The sequence below is a fragment of the Microbispora siamensis genome (assembly GCF_016863095.1).
GTDB lineage: Bacteria > Actinomycetota > Actinomycetes > Streptosporangiales > Streptosporangiaceae > Microbispora > Microbispora siamensis.
In genome coordinates this window covers 13,212-30,364 of sequence record NZ_BOOF01000003.1, presented here as the reverse complement: position 1 = coordinate 30,364, position 17,153 = coordinate 13,212, and the positions used below count along the sequence as shown (strand labels likewise).

Here is a 17,153-nt window from a genome sequence, read left to right as displayed (position 1 = left end):
AAGAGCGGTGAACGTAACGAAACGGGCAGCCTCCGGGTGTGAGGGAGATCGCTAGCCGGAGTAAAATGTCCGTAGATCCACTGATCCTCCCTTTTGGGGGATCCTTCCGGCCTTTTTCGATCTTCTTGTGGGAATCGCGATGCGGTTTTCTCTGGATCTGCTTGGCCGTGACATGGCAGTCGATCTTGGTACGGCCAACACGCTCGTGTACGTGCGCGATCGCGGGATCGTGCTCGACGAACCCTCGGTGGTGGCGGTCGACACCCGCACCGACAGGATCGTCGCGGTGGGCGCCGAGGCGAAACAGATGATCGGGCGGACGCCCGGGAACATCGTGGCGATCCGCCCCCTCGCCGACGGCGTCATCACCGACCTTGACGTGGCCGAGCGCATGCTCCGCTACTTCATCCAGAAGGTCCACCGGCGGCGCTACCTGACTCAGCCGCGGATGGTGGTGGCCGTGCCGAGCGGCACCACCGCCGTCGAGCAGCGCGCCGTGAAGGAGGCCGGCTACCAGGCCGGCGCCCGGCGCGTCTACATCATCGAGGAGCCCATGGCCGCCGCCATCGGCTCCGGCCTGCCCGTGAACGAGGCCACCGGCAGCATGGTGGTCGACATCGGCGGCGGCACCACCGAGGTCGCGATCATCGCGCTCGGCGGTGTCGTCACGGCCCGCTCGCTGCGGGTCGGCGGCGACGAACTCGACGAGGCGATCATCGCCCACGTCAAGAAGGAGCATGCCCTGCTGCTCGGGGAGCGGGCGGCCGAGCGCATCAAGATCGACATCGGGACGGCGTGGGAGCACGAGGAGGAACGCACGACCGAGATCCGGGGCCGCGACCTGGTGACCGGCCTGCCGCGGACGATGACGCTGTCCTCCGAGGAGGTGCGCGAGGCCCTGGAGGAGCCGGTCCACGCGATCGTCGACTCGGTCCAGACCGCGCTCGACCAGTGCCCCCCGGAGCTGGCCGGCGACCTGGTCGGCAACGGCATCGTGCTGACCGGAGGCGGCGCGCTGCTGCGCGGGCTCGACCGGCGGCTGGCCGAGGCGACCGGCATGCCCGTCAGGCTCGCGGACAACCCGCTCCACTCCGTGGCGCTCGGCTCGGGCCGTTGTGTCGAGGACTTCGACCGGCTCCAGAACGTCCTGGTGCCAGAACCCCGCGGCTGACCGTTCCCCCTGCTCGCCGACCTTTACGTCAACTCGGTGATGATGCGACGACCGACTCGTTCCCGCCTGCTCGTCGTGCACCTGCTCGTGGCCGTGCTCTTCCTCGTCCTGCTCGGCCGTCTGTGGCAGGTGCAGGTCCTCGACGGCGACCGGTACGCCCGGATGGCCGCCGAGAACCACACCCGCCGCGTCGTCGTCCCCGCCGTACGCGGCGAGATCGTGGACGACCGGGGCCGCCCGCTCGCGCGCGACCGGGCGGCCGTGCGGGTGTCCGTCGACCGCGCCGCGCTGGACCGGCTGCCCGACCGGGGGCGGGCGGTGCTGAGCCGCCTGGCCGAACTGCTCGGCCGGCCCCGAGAGGAGTTGGCCGCCCGGCTGCGCCCCTGCGGGCCGGGGGTGAACAAGCCGTGCTGGGCGGGCTCGCCGTACGAGCCGGTGCCGGTGGCGGGCGGGGTGAGCGAGCGGGTGGCGCTGCGTCTCATGGAGCGCGAGGACGACCTGCCGGGGGTACGGGTCGAGCGGCGGCCGGTGCGGGAGTATCCGCGGGGCACGCTCGCCGCCCACCTGCTGGGCTACCTCGCGCCCGGCTCCTCCGGCGCCGGCCGGGGCGGCGCGGAACCGACAGGCCGCGACGGACTGGAAGCGCAGTACGAGGACGATCTGAGCGGGCGGGCCGGCAGCCGCGAGGTCGTCGTGGACAGCGCGGGGCGAGCCGTGCGCACGGTGCGCGAGCGGGCGCCCGTCCCCGGCGCGACGCTGGTCACCAGCATCGACGCCCGCGTCCAGGCGGTGGTGGAAAAGGCGCTGAAGCGTGCGGCAGGGCGCGTCGCGGGCGCGGCCGGTTCGGGGGCGGCGGTCGTCATGGACGTGCGCACCGGGCGGATCGTCGCGCTCGCCGGATACCCCGCCTACGACCCCTCCGTGTGGACCGGCGGCATCCGGCAGGCCGACTACGCGCGCCTGACGAGCGAGGCGCACGGGCTGCCGCTGATCTCCCGGGCCATCCAGGGACAGTGGCCGCCCGCCTCCACGTGGAAGATCGTGTCCACCGCCGCGGCGGCGCGGGCCGGCTACCCCCTGGACGGCCACTACGACTGCTCCGGCTCCTACCGGATCGGCGACCGGTCGTTCCGCAACTTCGGCGGGGCGAATCTCGGCGGCATGGACCTCCACCGCGCCCTCGTGGTGTCCTGCGACACGATCTTCTACCGGTTCGCCCACCGGTTGTGGCTGAAGGACGACGGCGCCCCGCGGCCCGCCGACCCCATGCAGCACATGGCCCGCGCCTTCGGCTTCGGCGTCCGTACGGGCGTGGACCTGCCCGGCGAGGCCGCGGGCCGGGTGCCCGACCGGACCTGGAAGCGTGAGACGTGGGAGCGCACGAGGAAGCAGACGTGCGCGGACGCCCGGACGGGCTACCCCTCCGTGGCCAGGACCGACCCGCGCCGCGCCGCCTACCTCACGGCCATCGCGAAGGAGAACTGCGACCACGGCTACCTGTGGACGGCCGGTGACGCCGCCAACTTCTCGATCGGGCAGGGCGACGTGGTCGTCACCCCGCTGCAACTGGCCCGCGCGTACGCGGCCCTCGCCAACGGCGGCACGCTGTTCAGCCCCCGGGTCGGCAGAGCGGTGGTCGGCCGGGACGGGCGGGTGCTGCGGGAGATCACCCCGCCGGTGACCGGTCGCCTCCCGGTGCCGGACAGGACGCTGGCCTACATCCGGCACGCCCTGGCCGAGGTGCCCCGGTCGGGCACGGCCGCTCCGGCGTTCGCCGGGTTCCCGCTCGACAAGGTGCCGGTGGCGGGCAAGACGGGCACCGCGGAGGCGTACGGAGCCGCCGACACCTCCTGGTTCGCCTCGTTCGCCCCGGCGGACCATCCGCGCCTGGCGGTGGTCGTCGTGGTGTCGGAGGGCGGCACGGGGGCCGAGGCGGCCGCCCCGGCCGCCCGTGAGATCTGGTCCGGCATCTACGGCCTCGACGGCAGGAGGGCCGCGCTGCCGGGCGGACGCCCGCCCGCCGGCCTTCCGGAGACCACGGGGGTCTCCGAGACCGATGGCCTGCCCGCTGCCATAGGCCTGTCCGGAACCACCGGCCTGTCCGGAACCAGGGGCTCGTGGGACGACACGGGGAGGCCGCGATGACTGTGCCGGCTCCCGTCCGGCCGCGCCCGACGCCCCCGGCCCCGTACCGGTGGCCCGTCCGGCCGGCCAGCTCCGCCGTACGGTCCGCGTCGCGGTCCGCCGCCCGCCTCGCGCGCCGCGTCGCCGGAGGCGTCCCCGATTGGGGCCTCGCCGGGGCCGCGGGCGCGCTGTGCCTGGTCGGAGTCGTGCTGGTGTGGGCGTCGACCGGCCCGAGGCTGGCGGCGGAGGGTGAGGACCCGCGGACCTACCTGCGGCGGCAGCTCCTGAACGTGGCGGTGGGAGCCGTCGTGATGGTCGCGTTCGCGCTGGCCGACCACGGAGCGCTGCGTGCCTGGACCCCGCCGTTGTACGCGCTCGGCTGCCTGGGCCTGCTGGCCGTGCTCACCCCGCTCGGCCGCACCGTCAACGGGGCGCAGTCGTGGCTCGGCGCCGGAGCCCTCCAGGTGCAGCCGTCTGAGCTGGTCAAGCCGGCGCTCGTGCTGATCCTCGCCATGCTGCTGGGGGAGCAGCCCGACGGGGAGCACCGGCCGCGCGGCGCGCAGGTGCTGCTCGCGCTCGCCGTGGCCGCCGTGCCGCTGGGGCTGGTCATGCTCCAGCCCGACCTCGGCACGTTCACGATCATCGCGGCGATCACGTTCGGCATGCTCGTCGCGGCGGGGGTGCGCTGGCGGTGGATCGGGCTGCTCGCGTCCGCCGGGGCGGCCGCCGCGGTGCTCGCGTGGGTCCTCGGGCTGCTGCGGCCACACCAGGTGCATCGGCTGCTCACCTTCGCCGACCCGCTCGCCGACCCGCAGGGCGCGGGCTACAACGCCGCCCAGGCGCTGATCACGGTCGGCTCCGGCGGGCTGTCCGGCCGGGGGCTGCTGCGGGGAGACCAGACCGGCGGCGGCTTCGTGCCGGAGCAGCACACCGACTTCGTCTTCACCGTGGCGGGGGAGGAACTCGGGTTCGCCGGTTCCGCGCTCGTGCTCCTGCTGCTGTGGGCCGTTCTCGCGCGCGGGCTGCGCGTCGCGGCGCGGGCCGCCTCGCCGTACGGCACCCTCGCGGCGGCCGGAATCGTGTGCTGGTTCGGCGTCCAGACGTTCGTGAACGTCGGCATGGTCGTCGGCCTGCTCCCGATCGTCGGGGTCCCGCTGCCCTTGGTGTCGTACGGCGGGTCGTCCGTCGTGGCCTGCCTCGCGGCGGTCGGCGTCCTCATGTCCGTCCGCGGGCAGGACGTGCGGCGCCTGTGACACGCCAGCCGTGCTCGTGCGGCCGGATGGGATCATCGCCTGGCGGCCGCCCGCCGAGGCCGGCCTCGTGGAGCTGGAAGGCGCGCTGCGTACGGTCCTCGGGTGAGCGGTTAGGGTGCGGACTCGTGAGATCGAACGAGGAGGTGCGGATGCGGCCGTCGGGGCCGGAATGGGCCGAGACACGGCGACGCCTGAACGGGCGCAGGCACGAGCTGGCCGCGGTGGCGGATCGGCTCTATCCCGGACTCGCGAGGGCCGGATCGACCCGCCTGCTCACCCGGGACGGCTGGACTGCGACCCCATGGACCCTGGCCACGCCGCTCGACCTGCGTGAGGTGCGGCTCGGCTGGGTGGAGGACGCGCCCGCCCCCGCCGTCACGGGCCGGGAGCCGGAGGCGGCGGCCCTGCTGCCGGAGGGCGCCGGCGCCTACCCGGACGCGCTGGGGGCTCTCGCCCGCCCCCGGCTCTTCGAGGACCGCACCTGCTACCGGCTGCTGGAGGTCGCCTGGCCGGAGCTGACGTTCACCCGCGCGCGCTACTTCGACGGCGTGAGCGTGGGAGAGGCGGCCGCCCACGAGCTGGCCGCCTACGAGCCCGTCGCGCAAGAAATCGTCGCGCGCGAACTCGCCGGGCAGGAGTTCGCCGGGCATGGGGACGGGCGGCCGCTGCCGTTCCGCGCGCTCGTGGGCGACCCCACCGATTTGCGCCGCCGGCCCGCGCTCTGCGCGATCTCGACGCTGACGCTGCGCCACGACCGCCGTACGGGGGAGACGTCGTTCGTCCTGCACTGGCGCGACCCGGCCCGGGTGGCGCACGGCGGCGGGCTCTTCCAGGTCATGCCGGTCGGGGTGTTCCAGCCCGCGCACGAGTCGGCGGGCGCGGAGAAGGCCGACCTCGACCTGTGGAAGTGCGTGGTCCGCGAGTACGCCGAGGAGTTTCTCGGGCGGGGAGAGGAGTACGGCGACGGCTTCGACTACGAGGGCTGGCCGCTCTACCGGCTGCTGACGGACGCCCGCGAGGACGGGCGGGTGCGCTCCCTCGTGCTGGGCGTGGGAGTCGATCCGCTGACCTTCGCGACCGACTTCCTCACGGTGACCGTGCTGGAGGCGGAGACGTTCGACGCCGTCTTCGGCGACGTCGCCGCCGCCAACAGCGAGGGCCAGGTCGTGGGCCGCGTCCCGTTCGACGCGGAGACCGTGCGGCGGTACGTCCGCGACGAGCCGATGCAGGCGGCGGGCGCGGCCGTGCTGGACCTCGCCTGGCGGCATCGCGAGGCTCTGCTGTAGTCACACGGACGCCGTCCCCGCCGGCCAGGTCGGCCGGCGGGGACGGCGTGTCGTGAGAGGCTCAGCTCGCGGGGGTGAGCGCGCCGGCGCCGCCCACGATCGGCAGCGTCACCGTGCTCTTCGTCGTGTCGAGGTGCAGCCGCGCGCCGGGGGCGGGCCTGATGGTGTACTCGTAGTCGCTCGACAGCAGCACGACCCCGATCCGGTGCCCCGCGGGGAAGACGTAGTCGTGCGGCTGCAGGTCGAAGTCGAGGCGGTAGGGCGTGCCCGGCTTGACCGGCTCGGTCCGTGAGACCGACGTGCGGTTCTGCGGGTCGATCCAGCCCCGGGTGATGATCTTGGCTTTGCCGTTCTGGTCGTAGTCGACGAGCAGCGCCGTGACGTTCGCGGCCGGCTGGTCGAAGGACATCCGCAGCGACACCCGCGGGGTGCCGCTGAGCCTGGCGGCCGCGGTCAGCGCCTCCGACTTGTACGCCAGGCGGCTGGGCGAGGTGGCGGCGTCGGCGAGGGTCTGCGCCCGCTTGGTGGCGTCGTCCACGATCGTCTCGGTCACCGGCTTGCCGGTCCGGGTCCTGTCGGAGGTGAGGACGCCGGCCGCGCCGCCGGCGCCGGGAGCGAGGTTGAGCTCGGTGTCCGCGGCGGCCGGGTCGGGCCACTCGGGGTACTGCACCAGGGTCCGGTCCTCGCGCTGCACCAGGGCGCGGGGGTCGTCCTCCACGCCGTTCTGGTAACCCCACAGATAGCGGGTGAACCAGCGGTTGAGCACGTCGACGCTGGGGGAGCCGCCGTGCCCGCCCTGGTGCAGGTAGATCTTGTGCGGCACCCCGCGCGCCTTGAGCGCCTCGTACCACTGCGCGGCGTGCTTGGTCTTGACGTTCCAGTCGTTGAGGCCGTGCGCGACCAGCACCGCGGCGTGGACCTTGCCGACGTCGTTCATGTAGTTGCGCTCGTCCCAGAAGGCGTTGTAGTCGCCGGTGACGCGGTCCTGCGCCTTCGCGAGCTCCTCGATGACGCTGCGGCAGACCTGCTTGTCCGCGCGCGTGTAGACGTACTCGGCGAGCACGTCGGTGTCCTCGCCCTGGTAGCCGCCGGGGGCCACGACGGCGCCGTTCGCCCGGTAGTAGTCGTACCAGCTGGAGATCGCCGAGATCGGCACGATGGCCTCCAGCCCCTCGACGCCGGTGCTCGCGACCGCGTTGGGCAGGGTGCCGTTGTACGAGGTGCCGATCATGCCGACCTTGCCGGTCGTCCACGTCGCCGTGACCTCCCGCCCGGAGGCGTCGTACGCCTTGGCGCGGCCGTTCAGCCAGTCGACGACGGACTGGGCGCCGATGGTCTCGTTGCGCCCGCCGGTGGTCGGGCAGCCGTCGGACTTGCCGCTGCCCAGCGACTCGGCGTGGACCACCGCGAAACCGCGAGGCAGCCAGTTGGACTCGTGGCTGGTGCTGATGACCGGCTGCGGGCCGGTCGCCGCGAGGGACGCGTCCGCGCCGCCGGTCCCGGCGTCGTCGGCGGTCGCCGCGGCCAGGCGCTCGTCGGCCGCCGGGTCGAGCACCTTGCCGCCGCGGTTCAGCCAGCCCTTGCCCGGCCGGAGCGCCTCGTTGAGCTCGTGGTCGACGTCGTGGTTGGTGATGGGGTTGCCGCCGGCGTAGTAGGGGCTGACCTCGTACACGACGGGCGACTTCAGGCCGGCCGTCTCGGTCTCCCTGAGCCGGGTCACCTCGGCGTGCACCCGGTCGCCCCGTCCGTCGCCGTCGCTGTCGACCGGGGTCTCGACCCACACCTCCTCGCGGATCCAGTCGTTCCGGTTGGTCGAGAACACCGGCTGGGCCATGCCGTTCTGGAACACCGGTCCGACGGAAACGGCGGCGGCGCCCGCGGTGGCCGGGTTCACGGCGAGCCCCGTGACGGTCGTGGCGACGGCGAGGCCCAGCGCCGCCGCGCCCCGGCGTGCGGCTCCCGTACGGCGTGACGCGGCTGGAGGGAGGGGACCAGGCGTCACCCGGCGCGATGAGGACATCGGCAAACCTTCCAAGAACGATCGGGGGGATTCGGGCCGGGGGATTCGGCCCGTAGAGGGCGATGCTAGGGACGCAAGTGTGGAATGTCTTCGGACGACCGTTCTGTCTTGATCACGACTGTTTTCGACAGATGTCGAAATCCGGCCTCGGCCCGGAAGGGCGTCAGTAGCCGTAGCGGCTCTTCAGGTGCCGCCAGACGTCGCGCAGCATCCACGCGTCGAACTCGGTGATCGACGTGGCCGAGCCCGCCTTCATGAGGAAGCAGCACTGCCCGGACGGCGTCCAGTCGTAGAAGTCGTTCAGGCCGAAACCGTGCCCGATCTCGTGCAGGAGGATGTGGATGTCGTCGCTGCCGAGGTTGTCCACCAGATACTCGCTGCCGACGCGCTGTCCCCAGGCGCCTCCCATGCCGCCGATCATGCCCTCGGTGAGCCACAGCGACATGTCGTAGTGGTGGGAGGCGCCGCCCGGGCAGTCGGAGTAGGCGCCCGACTGGTCGAACAGGCGTCCGCACGGCTCGGCGCACTGCGGCGCGTTCTCGCTCAGGTCGCCGACGTACACGTCCACCGAGTCGTCGCTCCACTGCAGCAGGGCGCGGTCGCGTACGGCCCAGCCGACCACCTTCAGCGGCACGTCCACGTACGGCCAGCCGTTGTGGCCCGCCATGACGTCCGTCCACTTCTTGAACGACCTGGCCAGCGCGGCCTGGATCCTGTCGCGCAGCTCCGCGGAGACCGGGGCGCCGGAGTCCCACCGGACGCAGTAGTTCACGCTGCCGCCGTTGGCCATGATCTGGTCCCAGGCGTAGTTGCGGTAGCCGTACAGGTCGGTGGACGCGGACTCGGCGTGCCGCCAGACCTCGTCGAGCGGCGCGACCAGGTCGGCCGGCGGGCTCCAGTCGCTCTGCCGGCCGGCGGCGTCGGCGAGCGCCCTGATCTCCAGCAGCCCGACCGACGCCTCACCGCTGCGCAGGACGACGCGCAGCCGGGTGGTGGTCACGGCGGGGAACGTGACGGTGTTGTAGGTGTCGATCGCGGTGGGGTAGGAGGCCGGGATGTCCACGTACGTGCCGCCGTCCCAGCTCTGGAGCTTCCACGAGGCCGGCAGCCGGACGCCGCCTCCGTCGTCGAAGAAGTAGACCTGCACCGAGGAGATCGTCTGGGCGGTCGGCCAGGTCAGCAGGGCCCACTGCTCGCCGGCCTCGGGCCAGGTGCCCCAGCGGCGGTTCCGCCTGTCGTCGGAGCGAGCCGGGCCGATGCCGTCGTTGACGGCGGCCACGCTCTCCCAGGGTGAGGTGTAGGAGGCGGAGGCGGTGGCGGACGGGGCCACGTTCGCGACGGCGGCGTCGGCGCGCGCGGACACCGGCAGGAGGAAGCCTGCGACCAGCGCGAGAACGGCGAACAATCGCCTCATGCCTGTCTCCTTCGCGGCACGTGCTCACGGGGCCGCAGTCGGGGGTGCTGTGGAGCGGAAGTGCTCCGAGTTTTTTCCGCCACAAATGGGGTGTCAAGCCCCCAATTAGGACGGTGGGGCGGGCGGGATCGCCGGAGGCGGCAGGTCGGCCGCGGCTCTGGGGCGACCCGGTTGATTTCGGAATAAGGCGCTGATTTTAGGATGACCTGGTCGTTTGAGGGTGACGAGGTGGTTTACGGGATGACAGCGCGTGGATGACAGGGTGGCTGGGGACGACCAGGTGGTTCCGGACGACGCCGGAATCCGGACCGAGCCGGTGGTTCGCGATGTGACGGCGCCGAAGGACGACGCGGCACGGCGGAGCCCCGCGAAGCGGCGGCGGGGCCGCGTCCGGTCCGCCGCATGGACGCGCCGCCTGGCGGTCGCCGCCCTGGTGCTGGCGGCGCTCAACCTCCGGCCCGTGGTCACCAGTCTCGGGCCCGTGCTCGAGGAGGCCCGCGCCGCCCTCGGGATGAGCGCCACCGTCGCCGGTCTGCTCACGTCCGTGCCGGCGGTGTGCTTCGCGTTGGTCGGCTCGGTCGCACCCCGCCTGGCCCGCCGTCACGGACCGGACGGCGTCGTCCTCGCCGGGATGGCGGCGGTCGCGCTCGGGCTCGCCCTGCGTCCGTTCGTCGGCAGCACTCCGGTGTTCCTCGCGCTGAGTGGCCTCGCACTGGCCGGGATCGCGGTCGCCAACGTGCTGCTGCCGGTCGTGGTCAAGCAACGCTTCCCGGACAGGGTCGGCACGATGACCGGCCTGTACTCCATGGCACTCAATCTCGGCGCCTCGGCCGCCGCCGCCGTCACCGTCCCGCTCGCCGGCGCGTTCGGCGGAGACTGGCGTGCCGGCCTCGGCGCCTGGGCCGTCCTCGCCGCCGTCGCCGTGCCGCCCTGGGTCGCCCTCGCCCGCGACGGCCGGCGGCGGGCTGAACAGCAGGCCGGGCAGCAGGCGGGCGGGGACGCCGCCACGGGGGCCGGGACGCATGTACGGGTCGCCCGCAGCCCCACGGCCTGGGCGCTCGCGGTCTTCTTCGGCCTGCAGGCCACCTCCGCGTACGTCATCATGGGCTGGCTCCCCCAGGTCTTCCGCGATGCCGGGCTGTCGGCAGAGACCGCCGGCCTGCTGTTCGCCGTCACCTCGGTGCTCGGGGTGCCGCTGTCCTTCGTGCTGGCCGCCGTCGCCGGGCGGCTGCGGAACCAGAGCGGCATGGCCGTCTTGCTCGGAGTGTTCGGGCTCGCCGGGTACGCCGGACTGTGGGCGGCTCCCGCCGCCGCGCCCTGGCTGTGGGCGGTGCTGCTCGGCGTCGCCAACTGCTCCTTCCCGCTGGCGCTCACGATGATCGGGATGCGCGGCCGGGACGGCGCGACGGTGATCCGGCTGTCCGCCTTCGCGCAGAGCGTCGGCTACCTGCTGTCGGTTCCCGGTCCCATCCTGGTCGGAGCGCTCTACCAGCACACCGGCGGCTGGCGGGGGCCGCTGGCCTTCGTGGTGTGCCTCATGGTGCCGCAGATCGCGGCCGGATACTTCGCGGGCCGCGACCGGCAGGCCGCCTGAGGGGCTGCGCGTCCGCGATTCCTACAGGCGTGCGTCGGTGAGGACGGGGATGGCCGCCCTCGCGCGTGCGACCTCGTCCGGATCGATCTCGACGTCGATCAGCCGCGCCTCCGGCCCCGCCTCGGCGAGGGGCCGCCCCCAGGGTGAGACGACCACGCTGTGCCCGATCCCGGTCGGCGCGGAGCCCGCGCCCGTACCGTCCGGCGGGCTCGCCTGGCCGCAGGCGACCACGAAGGTGGTCGAGTCGAGCGCCCGGGCGCGGGTCAGCAGCCGCCACTGGTCCACCTTGCCCGGGCCGTCGCCCCAGGACGCGCACAGCACGACGACCTGCGCCCCCTGCCCCGCCAGCCGGGTGAACAACCCGGGGAAGCGGACGTCGTAGCAGGTGGCCAAGCCGATCCGCACCCCCGCGACGGTCGCGGTCACGGGGTCGGTTCCGGGCGCGACGGTGTCCGACTCCCGGTAGCCGAACGCGTCGTAGAGATGGATCTTGTCGTAGGCCGTGTCCACCTCCGGACCGGTCAGCAGCAGCGTGTTGCGGACGCGGCCGTCCGGTGCGGGGGTGAACATGCCGACCGCGATCGTACGCCCGGACTCGCGGGCGACCGCCCGCACGCCGTCCGCCCACGGGCCGTCCACCGGCTCCGCGACCTCCCGCAGGGGCAGGCCGAACCGGCGCATCATGGCCTCGGGGAAGACGACCAGATCGGCCCCCGTGCCCGACGCGCGGGCCGTCCACTCCCGTACGAGGCGCAGGTTGTCCTCGGGATCGGGACCACTGTTGACCTGGGCGATAGCGACGCGCATGAGCTTCCTTCCCTGTCTACGACTTGTATACATTGTGCTCGTGAATGGTGTCGGACAGCGGTTGACCGGGCGAGAGCGGGCCTTGACCTATCTGCGCGAGGTGGTGTTGTCCGATCCGGCCCGGGAGGGCACGTTCGTCAACGAGCAGCAGCTGGCCGAGGACGTCGGCCTCTCCCGGACGCCGGTGCGGGAGGCTCTGCTGATCCTGGCGTCCGAGGGCCTGCTGAAGATGCTGCCCCAGCGGGGGGTGTACATCTCCCCGCTGTCCGCGCGGGAGATCCGCGAGCTGATGGAGCTGCGCGGGGTCATCGAGCGCTACGCCGTGACCGTCCCCGGCCTGGACGCGGAGGCGACCGGGACGGCGATGCTCGGCGTGCTGGAGGAGCAGGCCGCGATGGCGGGCGACGCCTCCCGGCGGGACGCCCGGGCGTTCATCGAGCTGGACCGCCGCTTCCACCAGCTGATGGTGGACGCGGCCGGGAGCTCGCTGCTGTCGCGGACGTACGCGGGGCTGCGCGAGCGGCAGGTCCGGGTGGGCATCGCCGCGCTGCGGGCCGGTGACGGGCGCTGGCAGGACGTCTGCCTGGAGCACCGGGCGATCGCCGAGGCGGTGCGCGCCGGCGCCGTCGCCGACGCGCACGCAGCGATCGACGCGCACCTGGGGAAGACCTCGCAGGCGCTCCTGGCCCTGTAGGCCGCCGATCTCGGGTACCGGCTCAGGCCGTCACCCGCTACGGTCATCCCATACTTTTTGTATACAATTCGCATACGCCAGATTGTTAGTGGGAGGGAGGCGCTGGGAGGTGTCCGCACTGAGCTTCGAGCTCCCCGACGGCACCGTCGCCGCCACCGAGGTCACCCAGGTGTTCAACGCAGGCTGGGCCGGACGCGACCGGGTGCAGGTGCAGGCGCACATCGACGAACTGGCCGAGCTGGGGGTGCCGGCGCCGGAGAGGACCCCGTGCCTCTACCCCGTGTCGCCCTATCTGGCCCGGCAGACCTCCCTCGTACGGGCGCAGCACGCGCGCACGTCGGGAGAGGCCGAGTGGGCGCTGGTCGTGACCGGCCCCGGGCCGGACGACGTGCTGCTGACGAGCGCGTGCGACCACACCGACCGCGAGCTGGAGGTGCACGGGGTGGCGTGGAGCAAGAACGCCGCGCCCGACGTCCTGGCCCGCAGGGCGTGGAGGCTGTCCGACGTCGTCGGCCATCTGGACGAGATCCGCATCGTGGGCCGGGTCGGGCACGAGCGCGCCCTGATCCAGGACGGCACCTGCGCCGAGCTGCTGCCGCCCACCTACTGGCTGGACGTGCTCAGGCAGGCAGGGCTGCACCGGACCGGGACCGTCCTGCTGTCCGGGACGATCCCCATGGTGAAGGGGCCGGACCAGTTCGCGTCCCGATGGGAGACCGCCCTCGTCGACCCGGTGACCGGGGAGGAGATCGTCTCCGCCTATGACGTCGAGGTCCTGCCGGCGCCGCTGTGACCCGGTGGACGACCGGCGCCAGAAACCGATTCGAGAGGAAACGATGAGCGACGACGACGGGCGCCCGTGGCGGACGATGACCTCCGTCGAAGGGCTGCCCCTGCTGGGCGGGCACGCCCTGTTCCGGCTGCCGCTGCGCACCGAGCGCGGGCTACTGCTGGAGATCGAGTATCCGGAGGGGGTGAGTTCGCCGGAACACTTCCACGATCACGACAGCTTCATCTACCTGCTGTCCGGCCATCTGGCGGGCACCGTGAACGGGCAGGAGTGCGAGCTGCTGCCGGGACAGACCCTGCTGCACCCCCGGGGCGCGCCGCACACAGTCGCCGCGCTGCAGACCAGCCGGTGGCTGGAGTTCAAGGCCCCGCCCACCCTGCCCATCGGATGACCCGGACCGCCGGGCCGCGCGGCACAAGACGTCGGCCGGACGGAAAACCGTTGGACAGCGCCGTACGGCGATGGCGATCGTGGGGAGCATGCGGCAGGAGGAGATCTGGAACGCCGACGCCGCCCAGCGCTACGACACGCCGGGCACCGGAATGTTCGCGCCCGAGGTCCTCGTGCCGGCCGTCGATCGCCTCGCCGATCTCGCGGGTGACGGGCGGGCGCTCGAGTTCGCCATTGGTACCGGCCGTGTGGCCGTCCCGCTCGCCGAGCGCGGGGTGCCCGTCAGCGGCATCGAGCTGTCCCGTCCGATGATCGATCAACTGCGCACGAAAGCGGACGAAACGAAGATTCCGGTCGTTGTCGGCGACATGGCGACCGCCACCGCCCCAGGGAAGTACGCGCTCGTCTACCTCGTCTACAACACGATCTCCAACCTGCTCACCCAGGCCGAGCAGGTCGCGTGCTTCCGCAACGCCGCGCGCCACCTGACACCCGGCGGACGCTTCGTGATCGAGCTCTGGGTGCCCGAGCTGCGCAAGCTCCCGCCGGGCCAGGAGGCCGTGGTGTGGCACCGCGAACCCGGCTACATCGGCCTGGACACTTACGACGTCCTGCGGCAACACCTCGTGTCGCACCATTTCAGGTTCGACGAGAGCGGACAGGCCCGGCTGTTCCGCAGCCCCCACCGGTACATCTGGCCGGCCGAGCTCGATCTCATGGCCCAGCTGGCCGGGTTCGAGCTGGAGGCCAGGCACGCGGACTGGATCGGCACCGAGTTCACCGCCGAGTCGCGTTCGCACGTGTCCGTCTACCGCATCCCGACGGGTCGGATCGCGTCGCGATAAGCCCGATGCCGTCGCCGGCCTGAATCAATCGCGGAGGCCTGAGAATCCGCTTTCGCGGCGACGGCCGAAATGCGGACGAGCGGGCCGGCCGCCCCGTCGGCAGGGGGAGAGCCCCGCGAGGCGACGGCCTCGTGGGGCAGGAGGGTCCGGCAGGTTCGATGTGCGGTTATCCGGTCCTTGCTGCTGTTGCTGCCTCACTCTCCCCGCTGCTGATGCCGCTACCGCGGTTCGCGTTCGAATCGTCCGCGTTCACGTCCGCGCTCTTCCATGCGCCCGCGTTCCCGGCCGCGTTCTTCGAATCGCCCGCGTTCCCGTCCGCGTTCTTCGAACCGGCCGCGCTCGCGCCCGCGTTCCTCGAACCGTCCGCGCTCGCGCCCGCGCTCTTCCATGCGCCCGCGTTCGCGTCCGCGTTCCTCGAATCGGCCGCGTTCGCGTCCGCGTTCTTCGAACCGGCCGCGCTCGCGCCCGCGTTCCTCGAACCGTCCGCGCTCGCGTCCGCGTTCCCGTCCGCGTTCTTCGAATCGGCCGCGTTCCCGGCCGCGTTCACGTCCGCGTTCCCGGCCGCGCTCGCGTTCACGTCCGCGCTCGCGACCATAGTGGCCGTACGTCCGGTGGCGCTCACGGCCACGGCACCTACCTCCGGGGCAGGGCTGTGTCGGATTCTGCATGACCTGCGCGGTGCTGCCGGCCGCATTGACCGGCTGCGTCTGCATCGTCACCGGGACGATGAGGGCCGACGCCGTGATCGCGCCAGCAGCCAGTGCTTCCTTGAGCATGAGTATCACTCCGTCGACTCCGTGACTGTTCCGGGGAACACCCGGACCACGGAGCGCGAATCGATCCATCGAACCTTGGATCCAGACCCTGATTCTCACGCTAGAGGTAACAAAAGGCTCCGTCGCCCAGCAATGCGCAAACAACCGCTTTCCGCAACAGAAAACAAATGGGATCGGAGGCGTTGTCGGGCCATTTCCCCGTGCCGACAATCCCTTTACGCCGGTCCCTGGATTCCTGCCACATCATTGAGGCGCATTGGTTGCGATCGCACATGTTCGGCCGAGCCCCGTCTCCGGTCCCTTCCGGGTCGTCACGGTGAACCGCTGACCGAAACCGCGCTGGTCCTCGAGGTTGCCGTGACCGCCGTCAGGAAAGCGGGGCCGGTGAACGCCTCACTCGTCGCACGGCCGGCTATTCCGGTTCGGGGACCAGGTCACGGCTGCCGTGCTCCGCCGGCGAGGCCGCGTTCGTACGCGGCAGGACGGTGAAGGCGATGAGGACGGCGCCGACCAGGAGCGCCGCGGCGAGTGTCATGCCGAGCGCGTACCCCTCGGTGAGACCCTCCAACGTGGTGGTCTCGCCGGTGCGCGCATGGGCGGCCGTGCCGAGAGCGGCCAGTCCGAGTGAGGCGCCGATCTGGCGTGAACTGGCGAGCAAGCCTGAGGCGGTGCCCGTCTCGCTCGGCGCGACACCGACGGTGGCGGCGGAGACGACCGGTCCGAGGCAGAGCCCGAAGCCGACGCTGGTGACGAGCGACGGACCCAGGACGTCGGCGAGGAAGGAGCCGTCGGCGCTGATCAGGCCGAACCAGGCGAACCCGGTCGCGGTCACCAGCCCGCCGATGACCAGCATGGTGCGGAGCGGGAGACGGTAGCCGAGTTTGACGGCGACTGCGGCGCCGGCGATCACACCGATCGCGAAGGGCAGCAACTCGATCCCGGCCACGGTCGGACTGGCATGGAGTACCTGCTGGAGGTAGAGGGACGCGAAGTAGAACGACGACGCCATGGCGGCGCCGAGGAGGAGGTTGTAGGAGTTGGCGCCGGCGACCGAGCGGTTGGCCAGCAGGCCGAGGCGGATCAGCGGATCGCGGCCGGTGGTCCGCTCGACGTGGACGAACGCGGCCAGCAGCGCGACGGCGATCGCCAGGGTCGCCAGGGTGACAGGCGAGGTCCACGCGTACTGGTCGGTGCGGACGACACCGAACACGAGCAGGGACATCCCCGCAGTGGCCAGGACGGCGCCCGGCACGTCCGGGCGGCCGCCGGGAGCCGTGGGCGGAGCGGAGGCGACACCCCGCCAGGCCAGGGCCAGCGCGACGGCGGCCATCGGGACGCTGACGAACATCACCCAGCGCCAGCCCGCGTACTCGGTCAGCACACCGCCGATCAGGACGCCGAGGGCGCCGCCTGCGGCGTTCACCGCGCTCCATATCCCGTAGGCCCGGACGCGGGCCTTGCCGGAGGGGAAGGTGACGGTCAGCAGCGCCAGCGCGGCCGGAGACAGCGCGGCGGCCCCGATGCCCTGCAGGGCGCGGCCGGCCACCAGATGGCCGGGCTCCTGTGCGAAGCCGCCGGCGAGGGAGGCGAGGCCGAAGACGGCGAGCCCCAGCAGCAGCACCCGTTTGTGCCCGTAGCGGTCGGCGATCTTGCCGCCCAGGAGGAGCAGCCCGCCGAAGGTGAGGGCGTAGGCGTGGATCACCCAGGTCAGGCCGATCATGCCGAAGCCGAGGCCGGCGGCGATCCGCGGGAGTCCGAGGTTCACGACCGACAGGTCCACCGACACCATGAACTGCACCACGGCCACCGCGGCAAGGGTGAGCCCTGGCCGAGCCGCCGTGTGGACGACCGGTTGTCCGCTCGCCGATTTCGTGTCCGTCACCGTTCCCCCATCCTCTGGCCGGTTCTCGTGGTCTTTTCGTACACGTACCGAAAGTACATCGGAACCGGTTCGGTGTCGACGGCCGAAGCCCCGGTTGGCGGAAGGGA

Annotated in this window: 15 protein-coding genes; 10 read left to right on the top strand and 5 right to left on the bottom strand. The window is 72.3% G+C overall.

Annotated features, from left to right (window positions below):
- The first annotated feature begins 139 nt into the window (after positions 1–139).
- From Msi02_RS03205 to Msi02_RS03190, 5 genes are read left to right on the top strand one after another with little or no spacing between them, the layout of a single operon-like run.
- On the top strand, positions 140–1,171 hold the full coding sequence (locus Msi02_RS03205; RefSeq protein ID WP_239108078.1) for a rod shape-determining protein: 1,032 nt from the start codon (positions 140–142) through the stop codon (positions 1,169–1,171).
- 42 nt (positions 1,172–1,213) lie between these two features.
- Positions 1,214–3,316 (top strand): penicillin-binding protein 2, encoded by a 2,103-nt coding sequence (gene mrdA / locus Msi02_RS03200; protein WP_204046998.1) that lies wholly within the window; start codon positions 1,214–1,216, stop codon positions 3,314–3,316.
- Positions 3,313–4,548 carry a rod shape-determining protein RodA gene (gene rodA / locus Msi02_RS03195; RefSeq protein ID WP_204046997.1) on the top strand — a complete coding sequence of 412 codons (1,236 nt, stop codon included), beginning with the start codon at positions 3,313–3,315 and terminating at the stop codon, positions 4,546–4,548. Before mrdA ends, rodA begins: the two co-directional genes overlap by 4 nt.
- Positions 4,549–4,558: 10 nt before the next feature.
- Positions 4,559–4,654 (top strand): aromatic-ring hydroxylase C-terminal domain-containing protein, encoded by a 96-nt coding sequence (locus Msi02_RS44400; RefSeq protein WP_373308236.1) that lies wholly within the window; start codon positions 4,559–4,561, stop codon positions 4,652–4,654.
- A 19-nt stretch (positions 4,655–4,673) separates the two neighbouring features.
- The gene (locus tag Msi02_RS03190) at positions 4,674–5,834 is read left to right on the top strand and encodes a hypothetical protein (protein ID WP_204046996.1); all 1,161 of its coding nucleotides are present in this window, start codon (positions 4,674–4,676) and stop codon (positions 5,832–5,834) included.
- Between the two features lie 61 nt (positions 5,835–5,895).
- Here the strand turns inward: Msi02_RS03190 and Msi02_RS03185 are convergent, their stop codons facing one another.
- Together Msi02_RS03185 and Msi02_RS03180 are read right to left on the bottom strand one after the other, a co-directional pair.
- Complete coding sequence (locus tag Msi02_RS03185; RefSeq protein WP_204046995.1) at positions 5,896–7,854, bottom strand: Xaa-Pro dipeptidyl-peptidase; 1,959 nt, start codon at positions 7,852–7,854, stop codon at positions 5,896–5,898.
- A gap of 163 nt (positions 7,855–8,017) precedes the next feature.
- Entirely contained in the window at positions 8,018–9,268 is a 1,251-nt protein-coding gene (locus Msi02_RS03180; protein WP_204046994.1) for a discoidin domain-containing protein, read from the bottom strand.
- Positions 9,269–9,530: 262 nt separating this feature from the next.
- Here Msi02_RS03180 and Msi02_RS03175 point away from each other — a divergent pair, with 262 nt between their 5' ends.
- Positions 9,531–10,862, top strand: a complete 1,332-nt coding sequence (locus Msi02_RS03175; protein WP_204046993.1) for a CynX/NimT family MFS transporter — start codon at positions 9,531–9,533, stop codon at positions 10,860–10,862.
- A gap of 21 nt (positions 10,863–10,883) precedes the next feature.
- On the opposite strand, the gene Msi02_RS03170 is transcribed toward Msi02_RS03175, so the two are convergent.
- Positions 10,884–11,669, bottom strand: a complete 786-nt coding sequence (locus tag Msi02_RS03170; RefSeq protein ID WP_204046992.1) for a carbon-nitrogen hydrolase family protein — start codon at positions 11,667–11,669, stop codon at positions 10,884–10,886.
- A gap of 40 nt (positions 11,670–11,709) precedes the next feature.
- Between Msi02_RS03170 and Msi02_RS03165 the strand changes: the two genes are divergently transcribed.
- From Msi02_RS03165 to Msi02_RS03150, 4 genes are all read left to right on the top strand, one after another.
- Positions 11,710–12,363: a GntR family transcriptional regulator gene (locus Msi02_RS03165; protein WP_239108077.1), complete on the top strand. Its 654-nt coding sequence runs from the start codon at positions 11,710–11,712 to the stop codon at positions 12,361–12,363.
- Positions 12,364–12,472: 109 nt separating this feature from the next.
- Positions 12,473–13,156, top strand: a complete 684-nt coding sequence (locus Msi02_RS03160) for a DUF2848 domain-containing protein (RefSeq protein WP_204046990.1) — start codon at positions 12,473–12,475, stop codon at positions 13,154–13,156.
- A gap of 43 nt (positions 13,157–13,199) precedes the next feature.
- Positions 13,200–13,544: a cupin domain-containing protein gene (locus Msi02_RS03155; RefSeq protein ID WP_204046989.1), complete on the top strand. Its 345-nt coding sequence runs from the start codon at positions 13,200–13,202 to the stop codon at positions 13,542–13,544.
- A gap of 70 nt (positions 13,545–13,614) precedes the next feature.
- On the top strand, positions 13,615–14,388 hold the full coding sequence (locus tag Msi02_RS03150; RefSeq protein WP_239108076.1) for a class I SAM-dependent methyltransferase: 774 nt from the start codon (positions 13,615–13,617) through the stop codon (positions 14,386–14,388).
- 218 nt (positions 14,389–14,606) lie between these two features.
- Here the strand turns inward: Msi02_RS03150 and Msi02_RS03145 are convergent, their stop codons facing one another.
- Positions 14,607–15,164, bottom strand: a complete 558-nt coding sequence (locus Msi02_RS03145; RefSeq protein WP_204046988.1) for a hypothetical protein — start codon at positions 15,162–15,164, stop codon at positions 14,607–14,609.
- 412 nt (positions 15,165–15,576) lie between these two features.
- On the bottom strand, positions 15,577–17,046 hold the full coding sequence (locus tag Msi02_RS03140; protein ID WP_239108075.1) for an MFS transporter: 1,470 nt from the start codon (positions 17,044–17,046) through the stop codon (positions 15,577–15,579).
- Between the last annotated feature and the right edge of the window lie 107 nt (positions 17,047–17,153).

Bases quoted from the DNA above. Each gene is read 5' to 3' on its own strand.
- Msi02_RS03155 (WP_204046989.1), top strand. From the start codon at position 13,200: ATGAGCGACGACGACGGGCGCCCGTGGCGGACGATGACCTCCGTCGAA.
- Msi02_RS03180 (WP_204046994.1), bottom strand. From the start codon at position 9,268: ATGAGGCGATTGTTCGCCGTTCTCGCGCTGGTCGCAGGCTTCCTCCTG.
- Msi02_RS03185 (WP_204046995.1), bottom strand. From the start codon at position 7,854: ATGTCCTCATCGCGCCGGGTGACGCCTGGTCCCCTCCCTCCAGCCGCG.
- mrdA (WP_204046998.1), top strand. From the start codon at position 1,214: ATGCGACGACCGACTCGTTCCCGCCTGCTCGTCGTGCACCTGCTCGTG.
- Msi02_RS03205 (WP_239108078.1), top strand. From the start codon at position 140: ATGCGGTTTTCTCTGGATCTGCTTGGCCGTGACATGGCAGTCGATCTT.
- Msi02_RS03150 (WP_239108076.1), top strand. From the start codon at position 13,615: ATGGCGATCGTGGGGAGCATGCGGCAGGAGGAGATCTGGAACGCCGAC.
- Msi02_RS03145 (WP_204046988.1), bottom strand. From the start codon at position 15,164: ATGCTCAAGGAAGCACTGGCTGCTGGCGCGATCACGGCGTCGGCCCTC.
- rodA (WP_204046997.1), top strand. From the start codon at position 3,313: ATGACTGTGCCGGCTCCCGTCCGGCCGCGCCCGACGCCCCCGGCCCCG.
- Msi02_RS03170 (WP_204046992.1), bottom strand. From the start codon at position 11,669: ATGCGCGTCGCTATCGCCCAGGTCAACAGTGGTCCCGATCCCGAGGAC.